Origin of the sequence: Pollutimonas thiosulfatoxidans (assembly GCF_004022565.1) — a bacterium.
Lineage (GTDB): Bacteria > Pseudomonadota > Gammaproteobacteria > Burkholderiales > Burkholderiaceae_B > Pusillimonas_D > Pusillimonas_D thiosulfatoxidans.
Genome location: NZ_CP022987.1, coordinates 459,971 through 477,024 on the forward strand (window position 1 = coordinate 459,971; position 17,054 = coordinate 477,024).

Genomic DNA, 17,054 nt, shown 5'->3' on the forward strand with positions numbered 1-17,054 from the left:
CATGAATCGCATATTGCTTATCGTTGTCGTCGCGGCACTGGGTGTTTTGCCGCTACTGTCGGGCACCCCCGAGTTCTGGATCACTCACCTTAATTACATCGGATTAGCCAGCCTGGTCGTCCTGGGCTTGGTGCTACTGACCGGCATAGGCGGCCTTACGTCGTTCGGACAGGCGGCATTCGTCGGTATAGGCGCCTATACCACTGCCTGGCTTACCACATCCATAGGGTGGTCGCCCTGGGTGGCGCTGGGCATCGGGCTGGCCGTGACCTTTGTGGTGGCCTATGTGTTGGGCGCAATCACCTTGCGCCTGTCCGGCCATTATCTGCCGCTGGGGACCATCGCCTGGAGCCTGTCGCTGTACTACCTGTTTGGCAACCTTGGCTTTCTGGGTCAGTACGACGGTATTGCGGGCATACAGCCCATCCAGATCTTCGGGTACTCGCTGGGGCAGGGCCGCGACATCTACTACCTGATCTGGATCGCTGTACTGCTGTCGATGTGGGCTACCCGCAACCTGCTGGACTCTCGTCCGGGTCGAGCCATCCGGGCGCTGAGAAGTGGCGGCGGCATGGCCGAGTCTTTCGGCATCAACATGGCGAATTACAAGGTCATTATCTTTGTGTATGCCGCCTTGCTGGCTTGTCTGTCCGGCTGGCTGTATGCCCATATGCAGCGAGCCGTCAGCCCCAGCCCGTTTGGCTTGAACTACGGCATCGAGTACCTGTTCATGGCGGTGGTGGGCGGCGCGGGCAGCGTATGGGGCGCGGTGCTGGGTTCCGGCCTGATCCTCACGCTTAAAGACCAGTTGCAAAACGTCCTGCCCAAAATCCTGGATACGACCTCTAATTTCGAACTGATCGTATTCGGCATACTGATGATCCTCGTGCTTCAGTATGCGCGCGATGGCGTATGGCCGATACTGCATAACTGGTGGGCCGTGCTTACCGGCTCCAGCGATCGCCGCCGCCGTGGCGCTCCACCCGAAGCCGCTGCGTTGACCCAGCGTCGACGACCCGAAAAAGGGTCACTGGTGCTGGAAGTGGACGGTATACGCAAAGAGTTCGGCGGCCTGGTCGCGGTCAATGACATCAGCTTCAAGCTGAAGGCCGGCGAGATCATGGGCCTGATCGGACCCAACGGTGCAGGCAAGAGCACCACCTTCAACCTCATTACCGGCGTGTTGCCGGCAACGCGGGGCAAGGTTGGCTTCCTGGGCGAGCGCCTCGATACCCTGCCTTCCCGAGAGATCGCGAAGCTGGGCGTCGGACGCACTTTCCAGCACGTGCAACTGCTGCCCACCATGACCGTACTCGAGAACGTAGCCCTGGGTGCCCACTTGCGTCGCAAGGTCAGTGTGTTGTCGGCGGCGCTGCATCTGGAACGTCGCGACGAGGCCGAGCTGCTGCATGAAGCGGCCCGGCAGTTGCAGCGTGTCGGCTTGGGCGACTATTTGTACGAGCAAGCCGGCAATCTGGCGCTGGGCCAGCAGCGCATACTGGAAATCGCACGGGCGCTGGCGGCGGACCCCATACTGCTGCTGCTGGACGAGCCTGCAGCGGGGTTGCGCTACAAAGAGAAGCAAGAGCTCGCTCATGTGCTGGATCAGTTACGCCAGGAAGGCATGAGCATTCTCCTGGTCGAGCACGATATGGATTTTGTCATGAACCTTACCGACCACCTGGTCGTGATGGACTTCGGTACCAAGATCGCTGAAGGCACCCCTGCGGCGGTACAGGAAAACCCCGCCGTGCTGGCCGCTTATCTGGGCGGGATCGATGACGACTTCGATTTCGATCAGCCACCTGCCGGGCAAGAAGGCGCTGTACCAGGCGCACCCGCAGCGACCGGAGGAATCGCATGAGCACGAACAAGCCTAAACACCCCATTCTTCAGGTCACCGACCTGTCGGCCCGTTACGGCAAAGTCAATGCTGTCGTCGGAGCCAACATCGTTGTGACGCGTGGCAGTATTGTGACGGTCATCGGTGGCAACGGCGCAGGCAAGTCCACCTTGCTTAACTCCATCATGGGGGCCTTGCCTGCCACAGGCAGCAGTTCCGGTTCCATACAGTACCTGGGTGCCGAGGTCGGTTCCTGGCAGGTCGAGCGTCGGGTATCGGACGGCATGTCGCTGGTACCTGAACGTCGCGAGCTGTTTGGCAGCATGTCGGTGGAAGACAACCTGCTGTTGGGCGGCTTCCGGCTGTACCGCGCCGGCAAGCACGGCTGGCGCAACACCATGGACGAGGTCTACGAGCTGTTTCCCCGCCTGCGTGAGCGGCGTCTGCAAGAAGCGGGTACGTTGTCGGGCGGCGAACGGCAGATGCTCGCGGTGGGGCGCGCGTTGATGGCCCAGCCGCAACTGCTGATGCTGGACGAGCCCAGCTTGGGGCTGGCGCCGCGGATTGTTCGCGAGATCTTCCAGATCATCTCGCGCTTGCGCAGCACCGGCGTGGCTATCTTGCTGGTCGAGCAGAACGCACGCGCCGCCTTGCAGGTGGCCGACTATGGCTATGTGCTGGAAACCGGCGAAGTCATCCTGGAAGGCAAGGCCAAAGAGCTTAGCGGTAACCCGCGGGTGATCGAAAGCTATCTGGGCCTGGGCAACGCCAAGAAGGTGGCCGAGCAAGTCTAAATCTCATCGAAAGAAAAAAAGGGGACGGTCATTGGCCGTCCCTTTTTTTTGAAAGTGGGGTCAGGCGTTGCAATCACGCATGCGTGATTGCAAGACCTGACCCCATCTCCGTATCTACGATGAGCGTTTGCGGCGATGGACGATTTCGCCCACGATGCCGCGGCGGAAGGCCATGACGCAAATGATGAAGATCAGGCCGATCACGATGGTGACCGACTCGCCCAGGATCTGGAACCATTCCACCCCGGTTGAGCGGCTCAGGAAGCGGCCGAGTTCACCAACTTTGTTCTCGAGCATGACCACAATGAAGGCACCCAACACCGGGCCGGTGAAGGTACCCAGGCCGCCGATCAGGGTCATGAGGATGACCATGCCCGACATCTGCCAGGTGGCATCAGACAGCGTTGCCGACACGAATACCAGGGCCTTGGTCGAACCTGCCAGGCCCGCGAGCGCAGCCGACAGTACAAAGCACAGCAACTTGAAATTGTCGACGTTATAGCCCAGGGATACGGCGCGTGGCTCATTTTCGCGTATGGCCTTGAGCACCTGCCCGAAGGGCGAATTGATGGTGCGCCAGCAGATGGCGTAGCCGATAAAGAAAATGGCCATGACCACGTAATACAGGTTCAGGTCGTTGGACAGATCCAGGCCGAAGAGATCGCCGCGCGGTATGCCTTGCAAGCCATCCTCGCCGTGCGTAAAGGGTGCCTGCAGGAAGAAGAAGAACACCATCTGGGCCATGGCCAGCGTGATCATGGCAAAGTAGATGCCGCTACGCCGGATCGCGACCAATCCCATGACCAGACCCATCAGGGCGGCCACGCCGGTGCCGAACAGCAGGCCGAGAAAGGTGGGAAAGCCCCAAACAGCCATGGCATGGCCGCTGGCGTAGGCGGCACCGCCCAGAAAGGCGGCATGGCCAAAGGACAGCAGGCCGGTATAACCGAGCAGCAGGTTGAAGGCGCAGGCAAAGAGGGCATAACACATGACCTTCATGACAAAGATCGGGTAGGCGCCTATGGCCGGCAACAGGGCAACGATGATCGCAACCAGTATGTAGCTAAGTAATTGACGATTCATTTTTCTTTCCCGAATAGACCGGCTGGACGCAACAACAAGACAATAACCATGATGATGAAGACAACGGTGTTGGATGCTTCAGGCCAGAACACCTTGGTGAAGCCCTCGATTACACCCAGCCCCAGTCCCGTCAGGATGGAGCCCATGATGGAGCCCATGCCACCGATGACAACAACCGCAAACACGACGATGATGAGGTTGGAGCCCATCAGCGGCGAGACCTGCATGATGGGTGCGGCAAGCACCCCTGCGAAGCCGGCCAGGGCCACGCCGAAGCCATAGGTAAGCGTAACGATAAGCGGGACGTTGACGCCAAACGCTTCGACCAGTTTGGGGTTTTCCGTGCCGGCGCGCAGTAGGGCGCCCAAACGGGTTTTCTCGATAACGAACCAGGTTGCCAGGCACACCACTATGGACGCCACGACGACCCAGCCGCGATAGATGGGCAAATACATGAAGCCCAGGTTCACACCGCCTTTGAGCAGGTCGGGCGTGGGGTAGGGCTGGCCGGAAACGCCGTACATACTGCGGAATATGCCTTCAATGAGCAGGGTCAGGCCGAAGGTCAGCAGTAACCCATATAAGTGGTCCAGCTTGTACAGGTGCCGGATAAGCGTGCGTTCGAGCACGATGCCTACCACGCCCACGACTATTGGCGCGATGATCAGCATGAGCCAGTAGTTCAGCCCCAGGTACTGCAAGCCCATCCAGGCGACAAAGGCGCCCAGCATGTACAGGGCGCCATGGGCGAAGTTGATGATGTTGAGCAGGCCAAAAATTACAGCCAGGCCTAGTGAAAGCACAGCATAAAACGAGCCGTTGACCAGGCCTAACAACAGTTGCCCCAGCAGGGCCTGGATAGGTATGCCGAATAGTGCAGTCATAACGATATGAAGTCCGTGACGGGGCCGCCTGCGACCCCGGGATGAAACAAGAGGCCCCTCCCGGATCTCGAGGGGGGCCTCTTAAGTAAAGAGCTATTTTTTAATAAGCTTGCAGGTGGACTCTTCCAGGGATGCATAGACTTGGCTGCCGGGCAACTTCTTGACAACCTTGTAGTAGTCCCACGGACCTTCGGACTCGGATGGTTTCTTGACTTCCATGAGGAACATGTCGTTGACCACGCGGCCATCTTCGCGGACGGTGGCGTCCTTTGCAAAGAAGTCGTTGACCTTGTTGGATTTCATCCACTTCATGATGGTGTCGGCATCGTCGGTGCCGGTGGCCTTGACAGCCTTCAGGTAGTAGGATGCGGCGGAGTAGTCACCTGCCTGCAGGAAGGACGGCATGCGATTGAGCTTCTTGAAGAAACGCTGTGCCCATTCGCGTGAAGCGTCGTCCTGGTTCCAGTACCAGGCGGACGTGAGGTTCAAGCCTTGCGTGGCATCCAGACCCAATGCGTGGACATCGTTGATGAACACCAGCAAACCGGCCAGCTTCATGGTTTCTGTTACGCCGAACTCTTTGGCCGACTTGACCGAGGCGATGAAGTCTCCGCCGGCGTTTGCCAGGCCGAGGATCTTGGCGCCGGACGACTGTGCCTGCACAAGGAAGGAAGAGAAGTCGGATGTACCCAGTGGAACCCGCACGGCGCCCACGACGTCGCCGCCTGCAGCCTTGACTACATTGCTGGTGTCACGCTCGAGCGAGTGACCGAAAGCGTAGTCGGCAGTCAGGAAGAACCACGACTTTCCGCCTTCTTCCACGATGGCAGAGCCTGTACCGCGCGCAAGCGCAATGGTGTCATAGGCGTAGTGGATGGTGTAGGGGGTGCAATGCGAATTGGTCAGGTTGGACGAGCCCGGTCCGATGGCGATGAATGGCTTTTTCTTTTCTTCGGCAACGGCTGCCATGGCCAGCGCGGTGGCCGAGTTGGTGCCGCCTATGAGCATATCGAGGTTTTGCTCGTCGAACCATTCGCGTGCCCGTGCCGAGGCGATGTCGGCCTTGTTCTGGTGGTCGGCGATCATGAACTCGATCTTCTTGCCGTTGATTTCGCCACCCGCGTCTTCAATGGCCATGCGCACGGCTTCGCCGCCGCCGGCGCCATCGATATCGGAATAGACGCTGGACATATCGGTGATCATGCCGATGCGGATGACATCGTCGGAAACGCCGGCAGCTTGGCCGGGTAGGGTGAAGCCAAGACCGGCGAGCGCGAACGCCGCGGTTAGGGTGCGCAGTTTCATGTGGTAGATCTCCTGGTTGTTGTACCGATCACGGTGTTTAACTTTTTTTATGCGTTTACACGCCGAGCAGCGTGTTCAGGGTTTCCTGCTTGGCATTGAGTTCGCCGGCGGCAAATGCCTCGACGATCTGACCGTGCTCCATGACATAAAAACGGTCGGCCAGGGGGGCAGCAAAGCGGAAATTTTGCTCGACCATCACGATGGTGTAGCCCTTGCTTTTCAGTGTGGTGATCATGCGGGCCAGGGCCTGGACGATGACGGGCGCCAAGCCTTCGGATATTTCGTCCAGCAGCAGCAAATTGGCACCGGTGCGCAAAATGCGCGCCACAGCGAGCATTTGCTGCTCGCCACCCGACAGTCGGGTGCCGGGTGAGTGCTTGCGTTCTTCGAGGTTGGGGAACATGTCGTAGATTTCGGCCAGCGACATGCCGCCGCCCAGCGTATCGCCGACGATGGGCGGCAACAACAGGTTTTCTTCGCAAGTCAGGCCGGCAAAGATGCCGCGCTCTTCGGGGCAATAGCCTATGCCCAGGTGCGCAATGCGGTAGGTTGGCAACTGGATGGATTCGGTGCCCTGAATACGTACCGAGCCCTTGCGAGTGCCGGTCAAGCCAAGGATGGCGCGTAGCGTACTGGTGCGGCCCGAGCCATTTCGGCCCAGCAAGGTAACGACTTCGCCAGTGCCGACTTCCAGATTAACCCCATGCAGCACATGCGATTCACCATACCAGGCGTGTAAGTCGGAGATCTGGAGTGCGAGTGTAGTCATTGGTGAGCCCCTTCAAGTTCGCCGGTGGTTGTGCCCATGTAGGCTTCCATGACGTCGGCGTTGCGTGAGACTTCTTGGTAGTTTCCTTCGGCCAATACCGCACCGCGCGCCAGTACTGTGATGGTGTCGGCGATTTCGGCGACTACGTTCATGTTGTGTTCGACCATCAGTATGGTGCGGCCCACGCTGACCTTTTTAATTAGTTGGGTGACGCGGCTGACGTCTTCATGGCCCATGCCCTGGGTGGGTTCGTCCAGCAGCATGAGCTCGGGCTCCATGGCCAGTGTTGTGGCGATTTCGAGGGCCCGCTTGCGACCATAAGGAAGGTTGACGGTTTGCTCTTGGGCAAAATCGGCCAGATCGACTTCTTTAAGGATTTCGTAAGCTGAGTCGTTCAGGTGCTTCAAGACGCTGTCGCTGCGCCAGAAGTGATACGACTGGCCGGTAGCACGCTGCAGACCGATGCGCACGTTCTCGAGCACGGTCAGTTGCGGGAAGACAGCGGAAATCTGAAACGAGCGGATAATACCGCGGCGCGCTATCTGGGCGGGCTTTTCGTGTGTGATTTCGTGGCCCGAAAAAAAAATGCGGCCCGATGTGGGTGTCAGGAACTTGGTCAACAGGTTGAAGCACGTGGTCTTGCCCGCGCCGTTAGGCCCGATCAGTGCATGAATATTGCCCCGCTTGACTTGCAGGTTGACGTCGCTGACGGCTACGAAGCCGCGAAATTCTTTGGTCAGGTTTTTGGTTTCTAGAATGTAGTCGCTCATGCCACGCCGATTAGGTGCCGTACTATTGAAGGTTCAAGCAAGTATGAAACCAAGCCTTTCAAAACTCCATGCGGGTTTCTCATAGGGTCTGGAAAACCCTTAAACGCTGGGCGGGAGCACGTGAAGTGCTCTGCTTATTTCTACGTCGGGAGCGTCTTGTGCCGATACTCGCACAAGTCGGCAATACCGCATTGGGGGCATTTCGGTTTGCGCGCCACACAAATGTAGCGGCCATGCAAAATGAGCCAATGATGGGCATCTTGTATATAGGGCGCGGGTACGACTTTCTCGAGTTTGCGCTCGACATCAAGCACCGTCTTGCCCGGCGCGATGCCGGTCCGGTTCGACACCCTGAAGATGTGTGTGTCGACTGCGATGGTCGCATGGCCGAATGCCGTGTTCAGTACAACATTGGCCGTCTTGCGCCCGACGCCCGGCAGGGATTCCAGCGCTTCACGATCATCCGGCACTTCACCGTCGTACTGCTCCAGCAGGATCTGGCAAGTCTTGATCACATTCCTGGCTTTGGTCTTGTACAGGCCTATCGTCTTGATGTAATCGGCCACGCCGTCTTCACCAAGGGCCAGCAAGCCGGGCGGGGTACCGTGCTGCGGGAAAAACTTGCGGGTCGCCAGGTTGACGGAGCGATCGGTGGCCTGGGCAGACAGCAGAACCGCGATCAGCAATTGGAAGGTGGTCTCGTATTCGAGCTCAGTCGTGGGCGATGGGTTGGCGGCTTGAAAGCGGGCGAAGATTTCGCTGCGTTTGGCGCGGTTCATGAATGCTGGCGGCGCGCTCGCGCCCGGGCAAGCGCATCGGCAATGACCTGCTTGCGGGTCGCCGCGTCGTCGTCGGCCGCGCGCGATACGGGCGCCTTGTTGGCCAGTGTGCGGGCGGCCAGGCCGGACGATTCGTCGTGCAAGGCTGCCAGTCGTGCTTGTCTTTGTTGATGATGGCGCCGCGCCGACGCCGCGTCATTGGCCGTCCACAGGCGGTTTGCCGGCACCATGGCAATGCAGTCGACCGGGCATGGCGCCACACACAGGTCGCAGCCGGTACATCGATCGGCAATTACCGTGTGCATGAGCTTGTTGGCGCCGACAATGGCATCGACCGGACAGGCCTGTATGCACAGGGTGCAACCTATGCAATGGGCCTCGTCGATCACAGCCACATTCAACGCCTGATGGCTGCCACAGCTTTCGTCCAGTGGCAGTTGAGGGACCTCCAGCAGCTCTGCCAACAGGCGTATGCCGTCCGGGCCGCCCGGCGGACAGCGGTTGATGGCTTCATGCTCGTTGGCAATCGCCCGGGCATACGGACGACAGCCGTCGTAGCCGCATTGGGTGCATTGCGTCTGGGGAAGGATCGCGTCGATGCGATCAACAAGAGAAGTCAGCGGCATAAAAAAACCAGGCGCCGCAAGGGCGCCCGGCACAGTGCAACAGGCGGGCGCCTTACGCGGCCTCGCGTATGAATCCGGCTATTTTAGGACATATCGTTTCGCGCCAGCGCCGGCCCGAGAATATGCCATAGTGGCCGCAGTTCGGGGCCGTGTAATGCCTTTTGCGCGCCGGCGGGATGCCGCTGCACAAATCGTGAGCCGCGCGTGTCTGCCCTTGGCCCGAAATGTCGTCCAGCTCGCCCTCTATGGTCAACAACGCTATGCTCTTGATGGCACTCGGATCGACGGTTTGCCCGTCCACTTGCCACAGTCCGAGCGGTAACTGATGTTCCTGAAACACCATCTTGATGGTGTCCAGATAGAACTCGGCGGGCATGTCCAGCACCGCGTTGTATTCGTCGTAGAAGCGGCGATGCGCGGCGGCGTCGTCGTTGTCGCCTTTCAGGAGGTCGCGATAGAAGTCGTAGTGCGACTGCAGGTGGCGATCGGGGTTCATGGTGACAAAGCCCGCATGCTGAAGAAAACCCGGATAGACCTTGCGGCCAGCGCCTGGGTAACGCGCGGGGACCGGATGTATGAGGTTGTCGGCGAACCAGGCATAAGGCTTGGTGGTTGCCAGCCGATTGACCTGGGTGGGCGACTTGCGCGTATCGATTGGGCCGCCCATCATGGTCATGCTTCGCGGCAGACAGCGCTCTTTATTGGCGGCCATCAAGGCCAGTGCGGCCAACACGGGCACGGTAGGCTGGCAGACCGAGATCACATGCACGTCCGGCCCAAGGTGGCGAACGAACTCTTGCACATAACGCACGTAATCATTCAGATGGAAAGCCCCTTCTTTCGCAGGAACCATGCGGGCGTCCAGCCAGTCGGTGACGTAGACGTCATGATGAGGCAGCAAGGCGCGAACGGTATCTCGCAGCAGCGTGGCGTGGTGGCCCGATAGGGGCGCTACCAGCAGCACGCGCGGATCGTCCTTGATGGCCGCAGCTTGGGCATCGCGTTGGAAATGCAGCAAATTACAGAAGGGGCGCGCCAGCTCGACCTGGCTGCCAACCGCTACGCGGGTGCCGTCGATGTCGGTGTCGTCCAGCCCCCATTCAGGCTTTTCGTACTCTTTGCCCAGCCTATGGATAAGTTCGTAGCTGGCGGCAATCTGGCGTGACATCGGCGTGTAGGCCAATGGGCTGAACGGGTGCGAGAATAGCTGCGATCCCGTGTCGGTGAATGCGGCCAAAGGTGTCAGGAAAGACCTTTGAAGCTCGTGCAGGTCGTACAACATGTAGGTATTCCCTTTGTGTATTTCTTGTTCGGGACGAGGCAAAACGCCCAAGCTCCGAACACCAGCGCAACGCCATGTAACAAAGCGTTTACACTCGTGCATCGCATAAGCTAATCACAGATTCGCGGGAAATGCCAGCAATTTGGCGGCCCGCCGCAGCGGGCCGGGCGGCTTACCTAGGGAGAGCCGAGATTGGACTGTTGTGCAAATGCCGCTAGCGCTGCAAATGCGGCAGCTTGTCGGGGATGCCGTTCCAGTCGTCCGCGTCGGGCAGCGGTTTCTTGGATCGATTAATCATGCCGAACTCGGGGGAGAGTTCGGCGTTAAGGGCAATAAACTGCACCTGATCCTGGGGGACGTCCTCTTCCGCGAAGATGGCATTCGCGGGGCATTCGGGCACGCAAACTGCGCAGTCTATGCATTCGTCCGGGTCGATGACCAGGAAGTTGGCTCCCTCGCGGAAGCAATCCACGGGGCATACATCGACGCAATCCGTGAATTTGCATTTGATACAGTTTTCGGTGACCACGTGTGTCATTACAAGACTCCAACATCAATTGGCCTGATTTTAACCATTAAACGCAGGTAAGCCCCAATTGACCTGTCGCCGAAGCTGGTTATCCATTGCGGCTTTCAAGGACCAATGAAAGTGCTCCGCCGTGTGCTATGGTAAGGAAAATTCCTGATGCACTGCGATGATAATCACCTCGTTACTCGATACCGATCTGTACAAGTTCACCATGATGCAAGTCGTACTGCATCATTTCCCTGCCGCGCAGGTCGAATACCGATACAAGTGCCGTACGCCTAATATCAATCTGGCGCGCTTCCTGGACGAAATACGCGCCGAAATCCACGAACTGTGCCAGCTTCGTTTCTCCGAATCCGAACTTCAGTATTTGCGCGGACTGCGCTTCATGAAGAGCGATTTCGTCGACTTTCTTGGGCTGTTTCATATGCCCGAGAAGTGCATCAAAGTTACTGAGTCTGCCGTGCCAGGCGAAATCGACATCACCGTGCGCGGGCCGTGGCTGCACACCATTCTGTTCGAGATCCCCGTCCTTGCCATCGTTAACGAAGTCTATTTCCGTAATGTCTGCACCGAGCCGGGCTGGGAAGAAGGGCGCAAGCGCCTGCAAAAGAAGATGCGATTGGTCGTTGACGACCCCGCGCTGGCCGATTTTCGGGTGGCTGAGTATGGTACGCGGCGCCGCTTCTCCAAGATATGGCACGAAGAAGTGGTCGTAACCATGAAGGCGCAAATGGGCGCTCATTTTGCCGGCACCAGCAACGTCAAGCTGGCGATGAAGCACAACGTGACGCCCTTGGGCACCATGGGCCATGAGTATCTGCAAGCTTGCCAGGCACTGGGGCCGCGCTTGCGGGATTCCCAAGTCTATGCCCTGGAAGTTTGGGCCAAAGAGTACCGCGGTGACCTGGGCATAGCCTTGTCTGATGTCTACGGCATGGATGCTTTCTTGCGTGACTTCGACATGTATTTCTGCAAGCTATTTGACGGCGCCCGACACGACTCCGGCGACCCTTTCGTCTGGGGCGAACGTCTGCTGGCGCACTATGCGGCCAATCGCGCCGATCCGCGTACCAAGACGCTGGTTTTTTCAGACGCGCTGACGTTTCCCCGGGCCATAGAGCTGGCCAAGCGCTTTGCGGGCCGATGCAAGGTGTCGTTCGGGATAGGCACCAATCTCACCAATGACCTGGGCCACGAGCCCTTGCAGATTGTCATGAAGATGGTTCGGTGCAATGGGCAACCGGTGGCCAAGGTGTCTGATGCGCCCGAGAAAACCATGTGCGACGATCCCGCTTATCTGGCCTACCTGCGCCAGGTCTTCGAGCTGCCCCCTGCCTGAATCTGGCGCGTCTTGAGGCTACAGCAGCAGCGCGGCCAAGGTGCTGCCCATGGTGTCGGCTGCCTTGCGATGCTCGTTGGAAATCTGCTTCGGCGCCAGGATCGCTTCGGTCGTTTGGGCGGCAACGTTGGCGATCAGCGTGGGCGCAATGGGCACGAGGCGCCAGCCTGTACAGATGCGCTCCGCCTGCCGTGCAGCCGCGGTGCCATCGGATCCTGCGCTGATCAACAAGCCGTAGGGCCGTCCATTAAGCTGGTCGAGCACGGCGTAATAGTTGCTATCGAAGAACTCTTTCATCGCGCCGCTCAAGGCTGCGAGGTTTTCCGGCGCACAAAACAAATAGCCATCCGCCGCCAATAGATCCTCCGGCGCGACCGCATCCGCTTTCTTGACGATGAGACGCAGCGCTTCGAGGGTATGGAGCTCGGCTGCAATGCGGCGGGCGCCGTCCTCGGCTGCTTGCGCCAGTTGCCGCGCGGCGCCAGTGCGCGAGTGCCATACGATCAGTATTGTTTTTTGCGTGGAAGTCATCGTGCTTTGCGACCATGGTGCTGCCAGACACGGTAGTATAGAGTTGTCATGCCCACCAAAGACTCACCGCAATCCGACACGGCCCAATTTGATGCCGCCTGGTTCGCCCGGGCCGGCAAAGACCTGGACGCAACGGGGCAGGACATCCTGCGCCGCGCTGCCGTATGGGTGCAGCCGGCACTGAGCGGACTGGTCGCCTCGACAGGTGAACCGCTGGATGCGCATTGCGCAGCTGTCGCTTGCACACTTGCAGAGTTGGGTACCGACGCTGAAACCCGGGCCAGCGCGCTGCTGGCCGTATTGCCCACGGATGCCTCGGCGCCCGGGGCAGCGCAAACAGAGCGCCTGCGCAAGGAGTTCGGGCAGGACGTTCTTACCTTGGTGCAGGGCACGCGTGCGCTATTGCGGCTGGGCAAGCTTGCCGGTCAGGCCACGGAGACGACGACGGGCGGTACGGACCAGAAGGAAATGCAGCGCAAGATGCTGCTGGCCATGGCCGCCGATTTGCGCATCGTGGTGATGCGGCTGGCGTCGCGTCTGCAATCCTTGCGCTGGTATGCCGGTTCCAAAATTTCCTGCCCCCCGGATTTTGCCCGCGAAACCATGCAGCTTTATACGCCCTTGGCCAACCGTCTGGGCATCTGGCAACTGAAATGGGAAATGGAAGACCTGGCCTTTCGCTTCCTGCATCCGGATACCTACAAGGCAATTGCGCGGCAGTTGGAGGAAAAGCGCGTGGAGCGCGAAGCCTTTATCCGCTCGACGGTCGATACCTTGCAGACTGCCCTGGCGGATGCCGGCATCAGCGCCGAGGTGACGGGGCGACCCAAGCACATATACAGCATCTGGAACAAGATGCGGATCAAGGATATTGATTTCAGCGAGCTCTACGATTTGCGCGCCTTGCGCGTAATTGTGAAGGACGAACGGGCCTGCTATGCGGTATTGGCCCTGGCACATTCCTTATGGACCCCGCTGCCCGAAGAGTTCGACGACTATATTTCGCGGCCCAAGCCCAATGGCTATCGCTCCTTGCATACCGTGGTTACGGACGAGCAGGGCCGCACATTCGAGTTGCAGGTCCGCACGGACGAGATGCATCAGTTTGCCGAATACGGTATGGCGGCGCACTGGCGCTATAAAGAGGCCGGGGCCCGGGGTGGTCAGGTGGCCGCCGCCAGCGGCTACGATCAGAAGATCGCCTGGATGCGGCAGTTGCTGGCCTGGGAGCGCGACGGCACGTCGGGCGCCTCCGGCAAGGCCGAGCCCGCGCCAGCCGGCATACCAGAAAGTGGACCGGCGGTTGGCCCCCGAGATACCGCCAGCGAGCGTATTTATGTCATGACGCCTCAGGCGCGTGTCATCGAGTTGCCAGCGGGCGCTACCCCTGTGGATTTCGCCTATTACCTGCACACTGACCTGGGGCACCGCTGCCGGGGGGCGCGGGTGGACGGGCAGATGGTCCCCTTGCTTACCCGCCTGACTACGGGCCAGACGGTGGAGATCATTGCCGCCAAGTCGGGGGGGCCCTCGCGCGACTGGTTGAACCCTCAGCTGGGCTATTTGGCCAGCCCGCGTTCACGCGCGAAGGTAAGGGCATGGTTCAACGCTATTGAGCTGCAGCAACGTATATCGCAGGGCCAGGCTCTGGTCGAGAAAGAGCTGCAGCGCCTGGGCAAGACGGCCGTCAACCTGGAGTGGCTGGCGCAGCAACTGAACTTTGCCAAGGCCGAAGACCTGTACGTTGCCGTTGCCAAGGAAGAGTTCAGCCTGCGCCAGATCGATTACGTGTTGGCCGGCGCCAAGCCCAAGGCCACTGAGCCGGAGCAGGTCGGGGCCGAAATCGAGGGTCGTGTCTATGCCAGTGGTGTCAGTAACGTCGGGCGTACCGGCAAGAGCGGCGTGCTGGTGGTGGGCGTTGATGCACTGCTGACGCAGTTGGCCCGTTGCTGCAGGCCGGCGCCGCCCGACGTGATTTCCGGCTTCGTTACCCGAGGCCGAGGTGTGTCGATACATCGCAGCGACTGCCCCTCGTATGCCGCCCTGGCGCGGCGCCATCCCGAGCGGCTTATTCCCGTGGACTGGGGTGATACCGGCGAAGCGCTCTACCCGGTTGATATCAGTATTCATGCCCAGCAAAGTCCGACGCTCTTGCGCGACTTGTCGGAGATCTTCGCCAAGCAGCGGCTGAATGTCGTTTCCATCAATACCCATAGTCGGCGCTCGTTGGCGCATCTGGTCGTGACCATCGAAGTCAAGAGTGGGGACCAGATCGCGCGAGCGCTGGCAGCCCTGAACGAGCTGGCGGGCGTCAGCGCCAGCCGCCATTGATGCCAAACGCCCTGGCCCGCCACGCTGTTAAAATGTCGGCAGACGCAGACGTGGCTGTCACCGGCCGCGTCGCATAGGCTTGCCTAACCAGAGAGTAATGCTTTGATACCCTACAACATGCCCGACCCGCAGGGGCACTTCGGCCAATACGGCGGTTCCTTCGTTGCCGAAACCCTGGTACACGCCCTGGATGAACTGAAAGCCGCCTACGAAAAATACCGCGCTGATCCCGACTTCCTGGCTGAATTCCACTACGAGCTCAAGCACTTCGTGGGTCGGCCCAGTCCGGTCTATCATGCCCGGCGGTGGTCTGAAAAGTTGGGCGGCGCGCAAATCTGGTTCAAGCGCGAAGACCTCAACCATACGGGCGCGCACAAGATCAACAACTGCATAGGGCAGATTCTGCTGGCCCGCCGCATGGGCAAGCCCCGCATCATTGCCGAGACGGGCGCCGGCCAGCATGGCGTAGCCACGGCCACTGTTGCCGCGCGCTATGGGCTGGAATGCGTGGTCTACATGGGCAGCGAGGACGTCCGCCGTCAGGCATCCAATGTGTACCGCATGAAGCTGCTGGGCGCTACGGTCGTCCCGGTCAACTCCGGCTCGCGCACGCTTAAGGACGCCCTTAACGAGGCCATGCGCGATTGGGTCACCAACGTTGAAAACACCTTCTATATTATTGGAACGGTAGCCGGCCCTCACCCCTATCCCTCGCTGGTGCGCGACTTCCAATCGGTGATCGGCAAGGAATGCAAGGAGCAGATGCCCGTCGACGCGGGACGGCAGCCCGATTACATCGTGGCGTCGGTCGGTGGCGGCTCGAACGCCATGGGTATATTTCATCCCTATATCGACAACGAGAACGTGAGGCTGGTCGGGGTCGAGGCCGCAGGCGATGGTCTGGAAACGGGCCGGCATGCCGCCTCACTGAATGTCGGCGCAGTAGGGGTGCTTCATGGCAATCGCACTTATGTGATGCAGGACGAGAACGGCCAAGTCATCGAAACACATTCGATCTCCGCCGGCCTGGATTACCCGGGCGTGGGTCCCGAGCATGCCTGGCTTAAAGATATTGGCCGGGCCGAATACGCCTGCATTACCGATCAAGAGGCGCTGGCCGCCTTCCATGAGTGCTGCCGTACCGAAGGCATCATGCCCGCGCTCGAGTCGTCCCACGCGATTGCGCACGCCGCCAAGCTTGCCCCCACACTGGCCAAAGACAAGATCATTCTGGTCAATCTATCGGGACGGGGCGATAAGGATATGCACACCGTCGCGGACTTCAGCGGCATCAGTCTGTAAGAACAAGGTGAACAAATGACGGTTTCCAACCCGCGGCTTACCGCCGCTTTTGCCCGCTGCGCCGGTCGCACGGCGCTTATTCCTTACATTACTTCGGGTGACCCGTCCGTTGCCGCTACGCCCAAGTTGATGCACGAGCTGGTCAAGGCAGGCGCCGATGTCATCGAGCTGGGCGTACCGTTTTCCGACCCTATGGCGGACGGTCCGGTCATCCAGCGCGCCGGCGATCGGGCCATTGCGCGTGGCGTCAGCCTCAGTGTGGTGCTGGATATGGTTGCCGAATTCCGTCGACAGAACGACACGACACCCGTCGTTCTCATGGGATACGCCAATCCGGTGGAGCGTATGGGTCAGCGCCAGTTCGCCGAACGGGCCGGCAGGGCCGGCGTGGACGGCATCCTGGTCGTGGACTACACGCCCGAAGAAATCGTCGATTTCGCAGCTCAGTTGGGCGAACAATCCATCGATCCCATTTTCTTGTTGGCTCCCACCTCCACTGAAGAGCGCATACGAAAAGTGGCCCAGGTGGCCCGAGGATATGTGTATTATGTTTCGCTCAAGGGCGTGACAGGTGCCGGCAACATCGATACCGCGGACGTAGCCCGACGCCTTGCCGAGATACGGCGCCATGTTGCGGTGCCGGTGGGTGTAGGCTTTGGCATACGCGACGCCGCCAGCGCGAAACGTTTGGCCGAATGTGCCGACGCCGTGGTTATTGGCAGCAAATTGATAGAAACCATGGAAGAGGCCGTGGCCGATGCGCAGCAAAAAGGCCTGGATGCCGCAGCGACGGACGCCGCCGCCATCGAGGCCGCCGCAAGCTGGCTGGGCGGTATCCGCGCCGCACTGGACGAGGCCTGACAAACAGCCCCGGAAACTTCCGC

Annotated in this window: 16 protein-coding genes; 6 read left to right on the forward strand and 10 right to left on the reverse strand. The window is 59.8% G+C overall.

Annotation, left to right across the window (positions count from 1 at the left end; genetic code table 11):
• The first annotated feature begins 1 nt into the window (after position 1).
• The gene (locus tag CKA81_RS02200; RefSeq protein ID WP_128353835.1) at positions 2 to 1,864 is read left to right on the forward strand and encodes a branched-chain amino acid ABC transporter ATP-binding protein/permease; all 1,863 of its coding nucleotides are present in this window, start codon (positions 2 to 4) and stop codon (positions 1,862 to 1,864) included.
• Positions 1,861 to 2,637, forward strand: coding sequence for an ABC transporter ATP-binding protein (locus tag CKA81_RS02205; protein ID WP_128353836.1), 777 nt, complete (start codon positions 1,861 to 1,863; stop codon positions 2,635 to 2,637). Before CKA81_RS02200 ends, CKA81_RS02205 begins: the two co-directional genes overlap by 4 nt.
• 114 nt (positions 2,638 to 2,751) lie before the next feature.
• Here CKA81_RS02205 and CKA81_RS02210 read toward each other — a convergent pair whose 3' ends face one another.
• The 9 genes from CKA81_RS02210 to fdxA all read right to left on the reverse strand — a co-directional run bounded on the left by CKA81_RS02210 (position 2,752) and on the right by fdxA (position 10,673).
• Complete coding sequence (locus CKA81_RS02210; RefSeq protein WP_128353837.1) at positions 2,752 to 3,720, reverse strand: branched-chain amino acid ABC transporter permease; 969 nt, start codon at positions 3,718 to 3,720, stop codon at positions 2,752 to 2,754.
• Positions 3,717 to 4,604, reverse strand: coding sequence for a branched-chain amino acid ABC transporter permease (locus CKA81_RS02215; RefSeq protein WP_128353838.1), 888 nt, complete (start codon positions 4,602 to 4,604; stop codon positions 3,717 to 3,719). Before CKA81_RS02215 ends, CKA81_RS02210 begins: the two co-directional genes overlap by 4 nt.
• Positions 4,605 to 4,697: 93 nt before the next feature.
• The gene (locus CKA81_RS02220; protein WP_128353839.1) at positions 4,698 to 5,909 is read right to left on the reverse strand and encodes an ABC transporter substrate-binding protein; all 1,212 of its coding nucleotides are present in this window, start codon (positions 5,907 to 5,909) and stop codon (positions 4,698 to 4,700) included.
• Between the two features lie 55 nt (positions 5,910 to 5,964).
• Positions 5,965 to 6,678 (reverse strand): ABC transporter ATP-binding protein, encoded by a 714-nt coding sequence (locus CKA81_RS02225; protein WP_128353840.1) that lies wholly within the window; start codon positions 6,676 to 6,678, stop codon positions 5,965 to 5,967.
• The gene (locus CKA81_RS02230; protein ID WP_128353841.1) at positions 6,675 to 7,448 is read right to left on the reverse strand and encodes an ABC transporter ATP-binding protein; all 774 of its coding nucleotides are present in this window, start codon (positions 7,446 to 7,448) and stop codon (positions 6,675 to 6,677) included. Before CKA81_RS02230 ends, CKA81_RS02225 begins: the two co-directional genes overlap by 4 nt.
• A gap of 140 nt (positions 7,449 to 7,588) precedes the next feature.
• Positions 7,589 to 8,227: an endonuclease III gene (nth, locus tag CKA81_RS02235; RefSeq protein ID WP_128353842.1), complete on the reverse strand. Its 639-nt coding sequence runs from the start codon at positions 8,225 to 8,227 to the stop codon at positions 7,589 to 7,591.
• A complete protein-coding gene (rsxB, locus tag CKA81_RS02240; protein ID WP_128353843.1) occupies positions 8,224 to 8,853 on the reverse strand; it encodes an electron transport complex subunit RsxB in 630 nt (209 codons plus the stop codon). The genes nth and rsxB overlap by 4 nt, the downstream gene beginning before the upstream one ends.
• A gap of 52 nt (positions 8,854 to 8,905) precedes the next feature.
• Positions 8,906 to 10,135 (reverse strand): polyhydroxyalkanoate depolymerase, encoded by a 1,230-nt coding sequence (locus CKA81_RS02245; RefSeq protein ID WP_128353844.1) that lies wholly within the window; start codon positions 10,133 to 10,135, stop codon positions 8,906 to 8,908.
• 214 nt (positions 10,136 to 10,349) lie between these two features.
• The gene (gene fdxA / locus CKA81_RS02250) at positions 10,350 to 10,673 is read right to left on the reverse strand and encodes a ferredoxin FdxA (protein WP_128353845.1); all 324 of its coding nucleotides are present in this window, start codon (positions 10,671 to 10,673) and stop codon (positions 10,350 to 10,352) included.
• A gap of 157 nt (positions 10,674 to 10,830) precedes the next feature.
• On the opposite strand from fdxA, the gene pncB reads away from it, so the two are divergent.
• A complete protein-coding gene (gene pncB / locus CKA81_RS02255; RefSeq protein ID WP_128353846.1) occupies positions 10,831 to 12,006 on the forward strand; it encodes a nicotinate phosphoribosyltransferase in 1,176 nt (391 codons plus the stop codon).
• A gap of 18 nt (positions 12,007 to 12,024) precedes the next feature.
• On the opposite strand, the gene CKA81_RS02260 is transcribed toward pncB, so the two are convergent.
• Positions 12,025 to 12,537 carry a flavodoxin family protein gene (locus CKA81_RS02260; protein ID WP_128353847.1) on the reverse strand — a complete coding sequence of 171 codons (513 nt, stop codon included), beginning with the start codon at positions 12,535 to 12,537 and terminating at the stop codon, positions 12,025 to 12,027.
• Positions 12,538 to 12,585: 48 nt separating this feature from the next.
• Between CKA81_RS02260 and CKA81_RS02265 the strand changes: the two genes are divergently transcribed.
• The 3 genes from CKA81_RS02265 (at position 12,586) to trpA (ending at position 17,031) form a co-directional block, all read left to right on the forward strand.
• Positions 12,586 to 14,868 (forward strand): RelA/SpoT family protein, encoded by a 2,283-nt coding sequence (locus CKA81_RS02265; RefSeq protein WP_128353848.1) that lies wholly within the window; start codon positions 12,586 to 12,588, stop codon positions 14,866 to 14,868.
• Between the two features lie 102 nt (positions 14,869 to 14,970).
• Positions 14,971 to 16,170: a tryptophan synthase subunit beta gene (trpB, locus tag CKA81_RS02270; RefSeq protein WP_128353849.1), complete on the forward strand. Its 1,200-nt coding sequence runs from the start codon at positions 14,971 to 14,973 to the stop codon at positions 16,168 to 16,170.
• A gap of 15 nt (positions 16,171 to 16,185) precedes the next feature.
• Positions 16,186 to 17,031: a tryptophan synthase subunit alpha gene (gene trpA, locus CKA81_RS02275; protein ID WP_128353850.1), complete on the forward strand. Its 846-nt coding sequence runs from the start codon at positions 16,186 to 16,188 to the stop codon at positions 17,029 to 17,031.
• Positions 17,032 to 17,054 lie beyond the last annotated feature (23 nt).